At 71.9% G+C, this 13,895-nt stretch carries 12 protein-coding genes; 9 read left to right on the forward strand and 3 right to left on the reverse strand.

Going from position 1 to position 13,895, the window contains the following annotated elements:
* Positions 1-150 precede the first annotated feature (150 nt).
* Entirely contained in the window at positions 151-3,498 is a 3,348-nt protein-coding gene (locus ACFYNU_RS15395) for a BTAD domain-containing putative transcriptional regulator (RefSeq protein WP_356592100.1), read from the forward strand.
* A gap of 108 nt (positions 3,499-3,606) precedes the next feature.
* A complete protein-coding gene (locus ACFYNU_RS15400) occupies positions 3,607-4,512 on the forward strand; it encodes a LysR family transcriptional regulator (protein WP_356592102.1) in 906 nt (301 codons plus the stop codon).
* 105 nt (positions 4,513-4,617) lie between these two features.
* Here the strand turns inward: ACFYNU_RS15400 and ACFYNU_RS15405 are convergent, their stop codons facing one another.
* On the reverse strand, positions 4,618-5,394 hold the full coding sequence (locus tag ACFYNU_RS15405; RefSeq protein ID WP_356592104.1) for an SDR family oxidoreductase: 777 nt from the start codon (positions 5,392-5,394) through the stop codon (positions 4,618-4,620).
* Positions 5,395-5,648: 254 nt separating this feature from the next.
* Here ACFYNU_RS15405 and argC point away from each other — a divergent pair, with 254 nt between their 5' ends.
* Genes argC through ACFYNU_RS15430 form a run of 5 tightly spaced genes read left to right on the forward strand, consistent with a single transcriptional unit; the run spans position 5,649 to position 10,622 of the window.
* A complete protein-coding gene (gene argC / locus ACFYNU_RS15410) occupies positions 5,649-6,677 on the forward strand; it encodes an N-acetyl-gamma-glutamyl-phosphate reductase (protein ID WP_356592106.1) in 1,029 nt (342 codons plus the stop codon).
* 55 nt (positions 6,678-6,732) lie between these two features.
* Positions 6,733-7,902: a bifunctional glutamate N-acetyltransferase/amino-acid acetyltransferase ArgJ gene (gene argJ, locus ACFYNU_RS15415; RefSeq protein WP_356592108.1), complete on the forward strand. Its 1,170-nt coding sequence runs from the start codon at positions 6,733-6,735 to the stop codon at positions 7,900-7,902.
* A complete protein-coding gene (gene argB / locus ACFYNU_RS15420) occupies positions 7,899-8,816 on the forward strand; it encodes an acetylglutamate kinase (RefSeq protein ID WP_356592110.1) in 918 nt (305 codons plus the stop codon). Before argJ ends, argB begins: the two co-directional genes overlap by 4 nt.
* Complete coding sequence (locus tag ACFYNU_RS15425; protein WP_356592112.1) at positions 8,813-10,027, forward strand: acetylornithine transaminase; 1,215 nt, start codon at positions 8,813-8,815, stop codon at positions 10,025-10,027. The genes argB and ACFYNU_RS15425 overlap by 4 nt, the downstream gene beginning before the upstream one ends.
* Positions 10,028-10,034: 7 nt before the next feature.
* On the forward strand, positions 10,035-10,622 hold the full coding sequence (locus ACFYNU_RS15430) for an arginine repressor (RefSeq protein WP_356592114.1): 588 nt from the start codon (positions 10,035-10,037) through the stop codon (positions 10,620-10,622).
* A 56-nt stretch (positions 10,623-10,678) separates the two neighbouring features.
* On the opposite strand, the gene ACFYNU_RS15435 is transcribed toward ACFYNU_RS15430, so the two are convergent.
* Positions 10,679-11,407: a L,D-transpeptidase family protein gene (locus ACFYNU_RS15435; protein WP_356592116.1), complete on the reverse strand. Its 729-nt coding sequence runs from the start codon at positions 11,405-11,407 to the stop codon at positions 10,679-10,681.
* 52 nt (positions 11,408-11,459) lie between these two features.
* The gene (locus tag ACFYNU_RS15440; RefSeq protein ID WP_356592118.1) at positions 11,460-12,068 is read right to left on the reverse strand and encodes a pyridoxamine 5'-phosphate oxidase family protein; all 609 of its coding nucleotides are present in this window, start codon (positions 12,066-12,068) and stop codon (positions 11,460-11,462) included.
* 80 nt (positions 12,069-12,148) lie between these two features.
* Here ACFYNU_RS15440 and ACFYNU_RS15445 point away from each other — a divergent pair, with 80 nt between their 5' ends.
* Complete coding sequence (locus ACFYNU_RS15445; protein ID WP_356592120.1) at positions 12,149-12,535, forward strand: DUF488 family protein; 387 nt, start codon at positions 12,149-12,151, stop codon at positions 12,533-12,535.
* Between the two features lie 85 nt (positions 12,536-12,620).
* Positions 12,621-13,814, forward strand: a complete 1,194-nt coding sequence (locus ACFYNU_RS15450; protein ID WP_356592122.1) for an argininosuccinate synthase — start codon at positions 12,621-12,623, stop codon at positions 13,812-13,814.
* Positions 13,815-13,895: the final 81 nt, after the last annotated feature.

Genomic DNA, 13,895 nt, shown 5'->3' on the forward strand with positions numbered 1-13,895 from the left:
CGGGGAGGCATGTCGTACGGTGCGCCGTGCCGCTCCCGAAGCGCTCTCGGTCCACTCTCGGTCCCCTCCCGCCCCACTCCCGGTCCGGGCCGCCGGGGCGCGGCAGCTCTGCGCCATGGGGGAGTTGGCGCCGCCGGATAGCCTGATCACATGCGTTTCGGGGTGCTGGGTCCGCTCGGGGTGTGGACGGCCGAGGGGGCGCCGGTCAGGATCCCCGAGCTGAAGGTCCGCGCTCTGCTGGCCTGTCTTCTGACCCACCGGGGCCGCACCGTCTCCGCCGACCGGCTCGTCGACGACCTGTGGGGTTCGAAGCCCCCGAACAACCCGTCCGGCGTGCTCCAGACCAAGGTGTGGCAGCTACGGCGCGCGCTGGAGAGCGCCGAGCCGGGCGGGCGCTCGCTCCTCGTCTCGCGCCCGCCGGGGTACGAGTTGCTGGCCGCCCCCGGCACGGTCGACGCCGACCGCTTCCAGGAACTGCTCGACCGCGCGCGGGCGTTCGCCGACGCCCGGGACCGGGCCGCCCTGCTGGCGGAGGCGCTGGCCGTCTGGCGCGGTCCCGCGTACGCCGACTTCGCCGACGAGGAGTTCGCGCGCGCCGCGACGGCCCGGCTGGCGGAACAGCGGCTGACCGCCGTGGAGGAACAGGCCGACGCGCGCCTGGAACTCGGCGAACACGCCCTGGTCGCCGATGAGTTGAGCGAGCTGGTGGAACAGCATCCGCTACGGGAACGGCTGCGCGCCGCGCACCTGCGGGCCCTGTATCTGATCGGTCGTCAGGACGCGGCGCTGCGCGGCTACACGGAGCTGCGCACCCGGCTGGCCGAGGAGCTGGGGGTGGACCCCGGCCCGGCGCTGACCGCTCTGCACCGGGCGATCCTCGCCCAGGACCCGGCGCTCAACGCCACCCCGCCGCCCAGCACTTCGGCGGCCCGCCCGCCGAGCAACGTACCGGCGCCGCTCACCGGGCTGATCGGCCGCGGCGATGCCGTCCAGGACGTACGCCAACTGCTGGGCGCCCACCGGCTGGTGACCCTCACCGGGCCCGGCGGAGTCGGCAAGACACAGCTCGCGCTGGCGAGCGCCGCCCGGCTCGGCGAGGCGTTCCCCGGCGGTGTCCATCTGGTGGAGTTCGCGGCGCTCGACCCGGTGTCCGGCGCCTCGCGGGACGGGGCCGACAGCTGGGCCGAGGTGTGCGAGACGGCCGGCGCCGTGATCGGGGTCCGGGACGACACGACACGCCCCAAGGGCGCGCCGCTGTCGCCGGCCGCGCGCCTCGCGTACGCGCTGAGCGACCGGCCGACGCTGCTGATCTTCGACAACTGTGAACATGTCGCCGCGCCCGTGGCGGAGTTGGCCGAGCAACTGCTGAAGGCGGCCCCGGCCCTGCGTGTGCTCGCCACCAGTCAGGTGCCGCTCGGCATCAGCGGCGAGCGGCTGGAGGAGGTGCCGCCGCTGCGGCTGCCGGAGCCGGCCGAGGGAATCAGTACGGCGGACGTGAGCCGCTTCAGCGCTGTCGAGCTGTTCGTGGCGCGCGCCACGGCCTCGGCACCGGGTTTCGTCCTCGACGGCACCACTCTCGACGCCGTCGTGTCGATCTGCCGACGTCTGGACGGCATTCCGCTGGCTCTGGAGATGGCCGCGACGCGCGTACGGGCCCTGGGTGTGGGCGAGTTGGCGGCCAGGCTCGACGACCGCTTCCGCGTGCTCGCGGTGGGCTCGCGCGGCGCCCCGGCCCGGCAGCGGACGCTGCGGGCGGTGATCGACTGGGGCTGGGAGCTGCTGGGCGAACAGGAGCGAGCGGTGCTTCGGCGACTGGCCGTGCACGCCGACGGCTGCACGCTCGCCGCGGCGGAGGAATGCTGCGCCGGGGAGAGCGGGGACGGCGGGGACGGCCTGCTTGGTACGGACGGCCCGGCCCGCGTGGACGTTCTCGACCTTCTCGCCCGGCTGGTGGACAGCTCGCTGCTGGTCATGACCGAGGGCGCGGCCGGCACCGAGGGCCCCCGCTACCGGATGCTGGAGTCGGTCGCCGCGTACGCCGCCGAACGGCTCGCCGAGTCGGGCGAGTCGGCCGCGCTCCGCCGCAGGCACCGCGCCTACTACACGGCGTTGGCCGAGGGTGCCGAACCGCATCTGCGCGGTCATGGACAGCGCCGTTGGCTGCGGCTTCTCGACGCCGAGAACGCGAACATGCGCGCCGCGCTGGACAGCGCCGTACGGGCCGGGGACGCCGAGTGCGCTCTGCGCCTGGTGAACGCCCTCGCCTGGTACTGGCATCTGCGGGGGCGTAACAACGAGGCCCGGCGCTCCCTCACCCTGGCCCTGTCCATCGGCGCGGACACGTCCGACACGTCCGATGGGTTCGCCGCGTCCGACACGTCCGCCGCTCTGGTCGCGCGGGCCACCGGCTGGCTGGGCGGCGTCCGTCTGGTGCTGGGCGGCAGCGCGGACCCGGTCACGGAGTACCGGGCCGCGCTCAGACCGTACGAGACGATCGACGACCCGCTCGGCCGGGCCAGGGCGCGCTGGTTCGTGGCGTCCAACCTCTACGGCGTCGGCGATCCGGCGCCCAGCCGCACGCTGATCGAGTCGGCGCTCGCCACGTTCCGCGCACACGACGACCGGTGGGGCACCGCCGCGGCGCTTGCCGCCCTGGCGTTCCACTCCAAGCTCCAGGGGGAGTTCGGCACACTGCGCCGCCATGGCGGGCGGAGCCTGGAGCTGTTCCGCGAACTGGGCGACGAGTGGGGGCAGTTGAAGGCCATGGTGCCGCTCCAGAAGCTGGCCGAGGTGCGGGGCGAGTACGAACTCGCCGCACGCCTGCACCGCGAGGGGCTGCGGATGGCCGAAGACCTCGGGCTGTGGCCCGAGGTGTCCTTCCAGCTGTCGGGCCTGGGCCGGATCGCGATGCTGACACGCGACTATCCACGGGCCCGCGACTTCCATGAGCGGGCTCGGCGGCAGGCGGTCGAGCAGTCGGACAAGTTCGGGGAGCAGTACGCCGAGATCGGGCTCGGGATGGGGGCGCGCAGGGACGGCGACCTGGCCGGCGCCGAGGTCCATCTGCGCACCGTGCTCGACATACACCGGCAGATGGGCTACCAGCCGGGACTGCCCGCGCTGGTCCTCGCCGAGCTGGGATTCGTCGCCGAGCTGCGGGGCGAGGCGACGGTCGCCGTTCGGCTCCAGCACGCCGGACTCGCCGCCGCCCGTACCGCCGGCGACGCCCGCTCACTGGCGCTGGCCCTGGAGGGCCTGGCCGGCGCACGGGCCCTGGCGGGCCACGCCGGCCACGCCGCGCGACTGCTGGGCGCCGCGTGGGCGGCCCGCGACTCGGTCGGCACTCCGCTGCCGGAGGGCGAACAGGACGACGTCGCCCGCGTCACGGCACGGGCGACGAAGGACCTGGGCCGGACGGCGTTCGACGAGGAGTTCGCCCGGGGCGCCGAGCTGGGTCCGGACGCGGTGGACGCGTCCGCTCAAGATCCTCTGCCGTAACGGGGCCGGAGGAACGGGAAAGCGCTCGCCTACGATGGCAACGGGGAGAACGGGGACAGGCGACAACGGGGCGGACCGCGCTGTGTCGCGGAGAGGGGACGGAAGCCGATGAGCCTTCGTCAGTACGAGTACGCCCTGGCCGTCGCCGAGGAGGGTTCGGTGACCGCCGCCGCCGAGCTGCTGCGTGTCGCCCAGCCGTCGGTGTCCCAGCAGATCCGCGGCCTGGAGCGGGAACTCGGCGTGCAGCTGTTCTCCCGCACCCCCACCGGACTGGTGCCGACCGTCGTCGGCCGCGCGTTCCTGCGCGAGGCGGAGGTCGCGGTGAGCGCGTCGCGGCGGGCGAGGGCGACCGCGCGCGCCGGTGCCGGTGAGCTGGTAGGCGAGCTGGTGATCGCGGTGCAGATGGGCTTCGGTACGCGGCAGTTGCCGGGCGCGCTCGGCGCGCTGCGCCGCCGCTTCCCCCAGCTGGAGGTCACCGTCTTCGAGGAGCCCAGCTCGGCCGAGCTGGAGCGGCTCTGCCGCCGGGGTGTGCTGAACCTCGCGCTGATGGCCGCGTGCGAGCGCAGCCCCGCCGACGCCCACCACGTCGGCGACGAGGAGTTCGTGGTGGTGCTGGGTGCCGGGCACCCGCGGCTCGCCTCGGACCGGATCGAACTGCGCGAACTGGCCAGGGAGCCGTGGGTGCGGTTCGACCGGGACAGCGCGCTCGACGCCGTACTTCAGAACGTGCTGCGGGAGAACGAGCTGGCCCCGACCACGGCCGCCCGTGTCTCCCAGACGGCGACAGCCGTGCGATGGGCCGCCCATGGACTCGGGGTCACGCTCGTCCCGGCCTCCGCGGTGCCCCATGACTACGAGCACCTCGTCCGCCCGGTCTTCCCGGTCGTCCCCCACCCCGTCATCGCCGTGCTCCGGCAGGGCGCGGGCCCGGCGGAGACGGCTCTGCTCGAACTGCTGCGTCAGGAGACCTGGCAGATCTCGCCCGATTCCGCTTCTTTCTCGCCCGTCCGCTGAACGGACGAGAAAGAAGCGCAATGCGTCTCGTCTCCCGCGCCGGAATTCACTGAACGGAAACAGTGTCCAGGAATGTGCGGGAAAGGTACGCGAATTCCGCCGGTGTCATCCCCGGGGGAATTCCCCGCCGTCCACGACGAGATTGCTCCCGGTCAGCCAGCCCGCCCGGTCGGACAGGAGGAACAGCACCGCGTCGGCGATGTCGTCGGGCTCACCGTCCCGTCCCAGCGGCGTCGAGTCCTCGGCGTTGGTCTCGCCCGGCGCCAGATTCAGGCTCGCCCACTGCTCCCGGGTCGCCACCCCGCCGGGGGAGGCGACCCTGCCGGGGCTGATGGTGTTGACCCGGATCCCGGCCGGGGCCAGTTCCAGGGACATTCCCCTGCTGTACGTCTCCAGCGCCGCCTTCGCCGTCGCGTAGTGCAGGAACGGTCCTACCGGGGTGAGGACCGCCGCCGACGACACATGCACGATCGCCCCGGACCGCCGCTCCCGCATCCCCGGTACGAGCAGCGCGTCCAGCCGCACCGACGCCAGGAAGTTCAGGTTCAGCCCGTCCAGCCACTCCTCGTCGGTGATGGCGAGAGCGCTCCGGTGGGCCCGCGCCCCACCCGCGTTGTGCACGAGGATGTCCACCCCGCCGAGCACGTCCCGCGCGACCCCGGCGATGGTCTCGGCGCCCGCCCGGGTCCGCACGTCGGCCGCCACGAAGGTGGCCCCTTCCGGCACCGTGCTCGTCACCGACCTGGCGGTCGTGACCACCTCGGCGCCCGCCTCCAGGAGCCGCCGCACCACGGCCGCTCCGATCCCCCGGGAACCACCCGTGACCAGTGCCCGCTTTCCCGCGAATTCCTGTGCGCCGGTTCCGTTCTCGATCGTGGTCATGCCATCGGTCCCCTCAATCGCGTAATGGTCCGCCCGGCGTAAATGCATTCGGCGGGCGGTTTCGCGATTCACCGTACGGCCGGAAAAGAATGAGAGGCAAAGACGAAAAGTCAGCAGCTCCCATAGGGAATCCCTATGCCCCGGGTGGGCCGCCGGGCCCCGCCGGGGGTGGCATAGGCTCAGTCGACGGAGCTTCCTCGTTGCATAAAGCTGCGGAGCTACGTATAGTCATGCCATCGACGAGGAGGGCTTCGATGGCAGTACGTGCAGCGGTGGCGGGAGCCAGTGGATACGCCGGTGGGGAAGTGCTCCGGCTGCTTCTCGGGCACCCCGGCGTCCGGATCGGCGCCCTCACCGGGAACTCGAACGCGGGTCAGCGCCTCGGCGCGCTCCAGCCGCATCTCGGGCCGCTGGCCGATCGCGTCCTGGAGGCGACCACCCCCGACGTGCTCGCCGGGCACGACGTGGTCTTCCTCGCGTTGCCGCACGGGCAGTCCGCCGCGGTCGCCGAACAGCTCGGCGACGACGTGCTCGTCATCGACATGGGCGCGGACTTCCGGCTGAGGGACGCCGCGGACTGGGTGGCCTTCTACGGCTCCGAGCACGCCGGCACCTGGCCCTACGGCCTCCCCGAACTGCCGGGCAACCGCGCCGCGTTGGAGGGGTCCAGACGCGTCGCGGTGCCCGGCTGCTACCCGACCGCCGTCTCACTCGCGCTCTTCCCCGCCTACGGCGCCGGGCTCATCGAGCCCGAGGCCGTCATCACCGCCGCCACCGGGACGTCCGGCGCGGGCAAGTCCGTCAAGCCGCATCTGCTCGGCTCCGAGGTCATGGGCTCGATGAGCCCGTACGGCGTCGGCGGCGGCCACCGGCACACCCCCGAGATGATCCAGAACCTCAGCGCGGTGGCGGGTGAACGCGTCGGTGTCTCCTTCACCCCCACCCTCGCGCCGATGTCGCGCGGCATCCTCGCCACCTGCTCCGCGAAGGCGCGGCCGGACGTCACCGCCGCCGACGTACGCGACGCGTACGAGAAGGCCTTCGCCGACGAGCCGTATCTCCAGCTGCTGCCCGAGGGGCAGTGGCCGGCGACCGCGTCCGTGTACGGCTCCAACGCCGTACACGTCCAGGTCGTCCTCGACGAGAACGCCCGCCGTGTCATCGCGATCAGCGCCATCGACAACCTCACCAAGGGCACGGCCGGCGGCGCGGTCCAGAGCATGAACATCGCCCTCGGACTGCCCGAGGAGACCGGGCTCCCGGCCACCGGCGTCGCACCGTGACCCGGCCCCGCCACCCACGAGCGACGACGACGACCAAGACGACCAAGGAGATGCAGTGAGCGTCACGGCAGCAGGCGGATTCACGGCGGCGGGCATCACCGCCGGGATCAAGGACAGCGGCACCCCGGACCTGGCCCTCGTGGTCAACACCGGTCCGCGCCGCGCCGCCGCCGGCGTCTTCACCTCCAACCGCGTCAGGGCCGCCCCCGTCCTCTGGTCGGAGCAGGTCCTCAAGGGCGGTCAGATCTCCGCCGTCGTCCTCAACTCCGGTGGCGCCAACGCCTGTACGGGCCCCAAGGGCTTCCAGGACACCCACGCCACCGCCGAGAAGGTCGCCGAGGTCCTCAACTCCACGGCCCCCGGCACCCACAGCTCCGGCGAGATCGCCGTCGCCTCCACCGGGCTCATCGGTATCAACCTCCCGATGGACAAGCTCCTGCCCGGCATCGAGAAGGCCGCGGCCGAACTCTCCCCGCACGGCGGCGAGAAGGCCGCCATCGCCATCAAGACCACGGACAGCGTGCACAAGACGGCCGTCGCCGGCGGCGACGGCTGGACCGTCGGCGGCATGGCCAAGGGCGCGGGCATGCTCGCCCCCGGCCTCGCCACCATGCTCGTCGTGCTCACCACCGACGCCGACGTCGACAGCCCCGCCCTCGACTCGGCCCTGCGCGCCGCCACCCGGACCACCTTCGACCGGGTCGACTCCGACGGCTGCATGTCCACCAACGACACCGTGCTGCTGCTCGCCTCCGGCGCCTCCCGGGTGACGCCCGGATACGAGGAGTTCGCGGAGGCCGTCCGCACCGTCTGCGACGACCTCGGCCGCCAGCTCATCGGCGACGCCGAGGGCGCCAGCAAGGACATCCGTATCGAGGTGGTCAACGCGGCGACCGAGGACGACGCCGTCGAGGTGGGCCGCTCCATCGCCCGCAACAACCTCCTCAAGTGCGCGCTGCACGGCGAGGACCCCAACTGGGGCCGGGTGCTCTCCGCCATCGGCACGACCTCCGCCGCCTTCGACCCCGATCTGCTGAACGTCGCCATCAACGACATCTGGGTCTGCAAGAACGGCTCCGTGGGCGAGGACCGCGACCTGGTGGACATGCGCTTCCGCGAGGTACGGATCACCGCCGACCTCGCCGCGGGCACCGAGTCGGCCGTCATCTGGACCAACGACCTCACCGCCGACTACGTCCACGAGAACAGCGCGTACAGCTCATGACGGCCCGCAAGCACACCGCGCTGCCCAAGGCGCAGATCCTCATCGAGGCACTGCCCTGGCTGACCCGCCACAACGGCAAGATCGTCGTCATCAAGTTCGGCGGCAACGCCATGGTGGACGAGGACCTCAAGGCGGCCTTTGCCCAGGACGTCGTCTTTCTGCGCCAGGCCGGTCTCAAGCCGGTCGTCGTGCACGGCGGCGGCCCCCAGATCAGCGCACAGCTCGACCGGCACGGGCTGGTCAGCGAGTTCAAGGCCGGGCTCAGGGTCACCACTCCCGAGGCGATGGACGTCGTACGGATGGTGCTCGCCGGCCAGGTCCAGCGCGAGCTGGTCGGGCTGCTCAACCAGCACGGGCCGCTGGCCGTCGGTATGACCGGCGAGGACGCGCACACCATCTCGGCGACCCGTCACCGGCCGCGTATCGACGGCGAGTTGGTCGACATCGGCCGGGTCGGCGAGATCACCGCGATCGACCCGGGCGCCATCGAGGCGCTGCTCGCCGACGGCCGTATCCCGGTCATCTCCTCGATCGCGCGCAGCGCGGACGACGGACACGTCTACAACGTCAACGCCGACACGGCGGCAGCCGCGCTCGCCGCGGCGCTCGGCGCCGAGACGCTGATGGTCCTCACCGACGTCGAGGGCCTGTACGAGGACTGGCCGAACAACGACGACGTGATCAGCAGGCTGACGGCGACCGAGCTGGAGAAGCTGCTGCCCGAACTCTCCAGCGGCATGGTGCCGAAGATGGAGGGCTGTCTGTTCGCCGTACGCAACGGGGTCAACACCGCCCGCGTGCTCGACGGCCGCGTACAGCACTCGATCCTGCTGGAGATCTTCACCGACTCGGGCATCGGCACGATGGTCGTCCCCGACGGCCGGGAGAACACGACCGAAGGGGGAGCGTCATGACCGACGACGGCAACCAGGAACTCGCACGGCGCTGGCAGCACGTGATGGCCGACAACTACGGCACCCCCAAGCTCTCCCTCGTACGCGGCGAGGGCGCCACCGTCTGGGACGCCGACGGCACCGCGTACACCGACTTCGTCGCCGGCATCGCCGTGAACGCGCTCGGCCACGCGCACCCCGCCGTCGTCGACGCCGTCTCCCGGCAGATCGCCGCCCTCGGGCATGTGTCGAACCTGTACGTCGCGGGCCCGCCCGTCGCCCTCGCCGAACGGCTCGTCGACCTCGCCGACCGCCCCGGCCGCGTCTTCTTCTGCAACTCCGGCGCCGAGGCGAACGAAGCCGCCTTCAAGATCGGCCGGCTCACCGGCCGCCGCCACATGGTCGCCACGGACGGCGGCTTCCACGGCCGCACGATGGGCGCGCTCGCGCTCACCGGCCAGCCGCCCAAGCGGGAGCCCTTCCTGCCGCTGCCCGGCGATGTCACGCATGTGCCGTACGGAGACGTCGACGCGCTGCGGGCCGCCGTCACCGAGGAGACCGCGCTGCTGATCATCGAGCCGATCCAGGGGGAGAACGGCGTGGTCGTGCCGCCCCGGGGCTATCTCGAAGCGGCCCGGGAGATCACCCGTGCCACGGGCACCCTGCTGGTGCTCGACGAGGTCCAGACGGGGATCGGCCGGACCGGGCAGTGGTTCGAGTACCAGGCCCACCAGAGCGTCGAGCCCGACATCGTCACGCTCGCCAAGGGTCTCGGCGGCGGTCTGCCGCTCGGCGCGACGCTCGCCTTCGGGCCGGCGGCCGACCTGCTCAAGCCCGGTCAGCACGGTACGACCTTCGGCGGCAACCCCGTCGCCTGCGCCGCCGGACTCGCGGTCCTGGACACCCTCGGCGCGGACGGCGCGCTCGACACGGTGAAGCGGCTGGGGGAGAAGCTGCGCGGCGGGATCGAGGCGCTCGGACACCCGCTGGTCTCCCATGTCCGTGGCGCGGGGCTGCTGCTGGGTATCGTGCTCACCGAGCCGCTCGCGCCACAGGTGCAGCAGGCGGCTCAGGATGCCGGTCTTCTGGTGAACGCGCCAGCTCCCGATGTCGTACGGCTCATGCCACCGCTGATCATCGGCGACGACGAGGTGGAAACGTTCCTCCAAGCCCTTCCCGGCATCCTCGACACCGCCCACGGGACCAACGGGGACGGACGAACCGGGGAATGAGACGACGATGACCGAGGCGCAGGCACCCGAGCACAACGGGATCGACACCGACGGCGGGAACGGGACGAGCGGCGGGGCCGAGCACATCGGCCCGTCCGTCCCGCAGACGCGCACGGCACGGCACCGCCGGATCGTGGACATCCTCAACCGGCAGCCGGTCCGCAGCCAGAGCCAGCTCGCCAAGCTCCTCGCCGACGACGGTCTGAACGTCACCCAGGCCACGCTCTCGCGCGACCTGGACGAGCTGGGCGCCGTGAAGATCCGCAACACCGGCGGTGAGCTGATCTACGCGGTCCCCAGCGAGGGCGGCTACCGCACCCCGCACGCCCCGCTCGGCGAGTCGGCGAAGGAGGAGCGGATGCGGCGGCTCTCCGGTGAACTGCTCATCTCCGCCGAGGCGTCCGCGAACCTCGTGGTGCTCCGTACGCCCCCGGGCGCCGCGCAGTTCCTCGCCTCGGCCATCGACCAGGCGGAACTGCGGCCGATCCTCGGCACCATCGCCGGTGACGACACACTGCTGCTGATCAGCCGTGACCCGTTGGGCGGGCAGGCGCTCGCGGACCATCTGCTGCGGCTGGCCCAGAAGGACAGCTGAGACCGACAGCCGGGAACGAGGCCCAGAAGAACGGGTCGGCACCTCGCGGGGCCGGCTCAGTAGTTCGTGATCGCCGTACGCCCCGAGGCCGTGCCCACCGCGATGTGCGGTGAGCGCGCCGGGTCGGCCCACGCGAGGATGCGGCTCATCGCGCCGTCCGGCACGGAGACACAACCGGCCGTCGCGCCCTTGCCGTTGACATGCAGGAAGATCCCGGCGCCCCGGCCGCGCACGGGCCGGTGGTAGTTGAAGCCGATGACCAGGGCGCGGGCGTACTGCGTGCCGTACGTGGTCAGATGCTCCGCCTCCGCCGCGCGGCAGTCGGCCGGCAGGCCCTCGACCCACCGGTTGTACGCGCGCGAGTCGTTGTCCTGGCACCACCACGACCGGTCGGTCACCGGGCGGTAGGCGAACCGGGTCCCCGCCGGGGCGGGCCGGATGCCGAAGGCGTACGGCAGGTCGTACAGCCCCGTCGGTGTGGTCGAGGTGCCCTGCTCGCGCGCGCTGCCCCGGACCAGCCCGCCGGCCCCGAACCGCGCGTCCGCCGACCCCGCCTCCACCCAGCGGTCCCCGCGCCGGTCCCACCAGGTGACGCGGCCCGTGGTCGCGTCGGTGCTCGGCGCCTCGGCGGTGATCAGCTGACTGCCGCCGCCGGTGTCGGCCATCCGCTCCGGGAGCGGGGGCCGGGGCGGCAGCGGTACGGCGGTGGCGGGCGCGACCGGACCCGCCGCGACCGTGGCGACGACGGCGAGCAGGACGGAGCCGAGCGAGAGAAGGGTGCGCATGCTCGGACCGTATGCCGGTCACGGGGTGACGGCCTCTCAGGTCGCCGCCGGGCTAAGCCGAACGGGCGATCTCGGCGGGCAGGTCGGTGCGCGGGGGCAGCGGCAGGGGCAGCGCGGGCAGCCCGTCCAGGCTCACGCCCACGTGCTCCTTCTTCTCGCAGTACGCCGCGAACTCCTCGTCACTCTTCCTGGCGAAGTGCTGGGCGTGCTGGGTGCGCTCCTCCCGGTACTCCATGAAGGGGACGGCGAATCCGCAGGAGTCGCTGATCCGTACCGCGCTGACCAGGATGATCGCCCGCGCGCTCGGCCCGTCCGCGTCCGCGAAGCGCTCGATGTACCCCGCCCAGCGCGGGTCGTCCCGGAACACCGGCTCGCCGCGCCCGTGCACGCGCAGGATCTTCGGCGGGCCGTCGAAGGCGCACCACATCAGGGTGATGCGGCCGTTCTCCCGCAAATGGGCGATGGTCTCCGCGCCGCTGCCGCCGAAGTCGAGATAGGCGAGCGTCGACTCGTCCAGCACGACGAGACTGCCGGAGCGCCCCTTGGGCGAGACGTTGACATGACCGTCGTCGGCGCGCGGGGCCGTTGCGGTGAAGAAGACGGGCTGTTCCTCGATGAAGGTGCGAATACGGCCGTCGATCCGTTCGTAGAGCTTTCCCATGGCATCTATTGTCGGCGCCGACGATCGCACGCGTCGAGATGTTTCCGAGGGACGGAACGCGGGACGGGGAAACGGAACGTATGACGGAGAAGACGAAGCCCGCGCACGAGGTACGGGTCCGACGGGTCTACGAGCCGCCCGGCCGGGGCGACGGGACGCGGCTGCTGGTCGACCGCCTCTGGCCGCGCGGGCTCGCCAAGACGGACGCGGTCTTCGACGACTGGGTGAAGGACGCGGCCCCCTCGGCGGAGCTGCGCAAGTGGTACGGACACGATCCGGCGAGGTACGCGGCGTTCGCCGACCGCTACCGGGCCGAGCTGGCGGAGCCCGGATCCGCCGCCTCGGACGCCCTCGAACGCCTGCGGACACTGGCCGCCGAGGGCACGCTCACCCTGCTCACGGCCACCAAGGACCTGGAGCACAGCCACCCCCGGGTACTGGCCTCGGAGATCACGGAGGGCGACTGAGGGGGCACCCAGGGGTCGCGTTGACAAAACATACGGTGCACTGCATAGTTATACCCATCAGCGTATGCACCGTAAGGAGAAACCCGTGACCGAGCGCGTCGTACTCGCCTACTCGGGAGGCCTGGACACCTCCGTCGCCATCGGCTGGATCGCCGAGGAGACGGGCGCCGAGGTCATCGCCGTCGCCGTGGATGTCGGTCAGGGCGGCGAGGACCTGGACGTCATCCGCAAGCGCGCGCTCGCCTGCGGTGCCGTCGAGGCCGAGGTCGCCGACGCCAAGGACGAGTTCGCCGAGGAGTACTGCCTCCCGGCGATCAAGGCCAACGCGCTCTACATGGACCGCTACCCGCTGGTCTCGGCGATCTCCCGCCCGGCGATCGTCAAGCACCTCGTCGCCGCCGCCAAGAAGCACGGCGCCGACACCGTCGCCCACGGCTGCACCGGCAAGGGCAACGACCAGGTCCGCTTCGAGGCCGGCATCGTCGCCCTCGCCCCCGAGCTGAAGTGCATCGCCCCGGTCCGTGACTACGCGATGACCCGGGACAAGGCGATCGCCTTCTGCGAGGAGAAGAACCTCCCGATCGCGACCACCAAGAAGTCCCCGTACTCCATCGACCAGAACGTCTTCGGACGAGCCGTCGAGACGGGCTTCCTGGAGGACATCTGGAACGGTCCGATCGAGGACATCTACGAGTACACCTCCAACCCGGCCGAGCCCCGCGACGCCGACGAGGTCGTCATCTCCTTCAAGGCGGGCGTCCCGGTCGCCATCGACGGCAAGCCGGTCTCGGTCCTCCAGGCGATCCAGCAGCTCAACGAGCGGGCCGGCGGCCAGGGCGTCGGCCGGATCGACATGGTCGAGGACCGGCTCGTGGGCATCAAGTCCCGTGAGGTGTACGAGGCCCCGGGCGCCATCGCGCTGATCACCGCCCACCAGGAGCTGGAGAACGTCACCGTCGAGCGCGAGCTGGCCCGGTACAAGCGGCAGGTCGAGCAGCGGTGGGGCGAGATGGTCTACGACGGCCTGTGGTTCTCCCCGCTGAAGCGGGCGCTGGACGGCTTCATCAACGAGGCCAACCAGCACGTCACCGGCGACATCCGGATGACGCTGCACGGCGGCCGTGCCGTCGTCACCGGCCGGCGTTCGGAGGAGTCGCTGTACGACTTCAACCTGGCGACGTACGACTCGGGCGACACGTTCGACCAGTCCAAGGCGCAGGGCTTCATCGAGCTGTTCGGTCTCTCGGCGAAGATCGCCGCCAAGCGCGACCAGGCCTGAGCGCCCGGCTGATCCAGCCCGTCCGGCGTTTGAGTGCCGGGGTTCCGGGCGGAGCCCCGATTTCGGGAAGGGGCGGGGTAG

It is taken from the genome of Streptomyces sp. NPDC006643, from assembly GCF_042870175.1.
GTDB lineage: Bacteria > Actinomycetota > Actinomycetes > Streptomycetales > Streptomycetaceae > Streptomyces.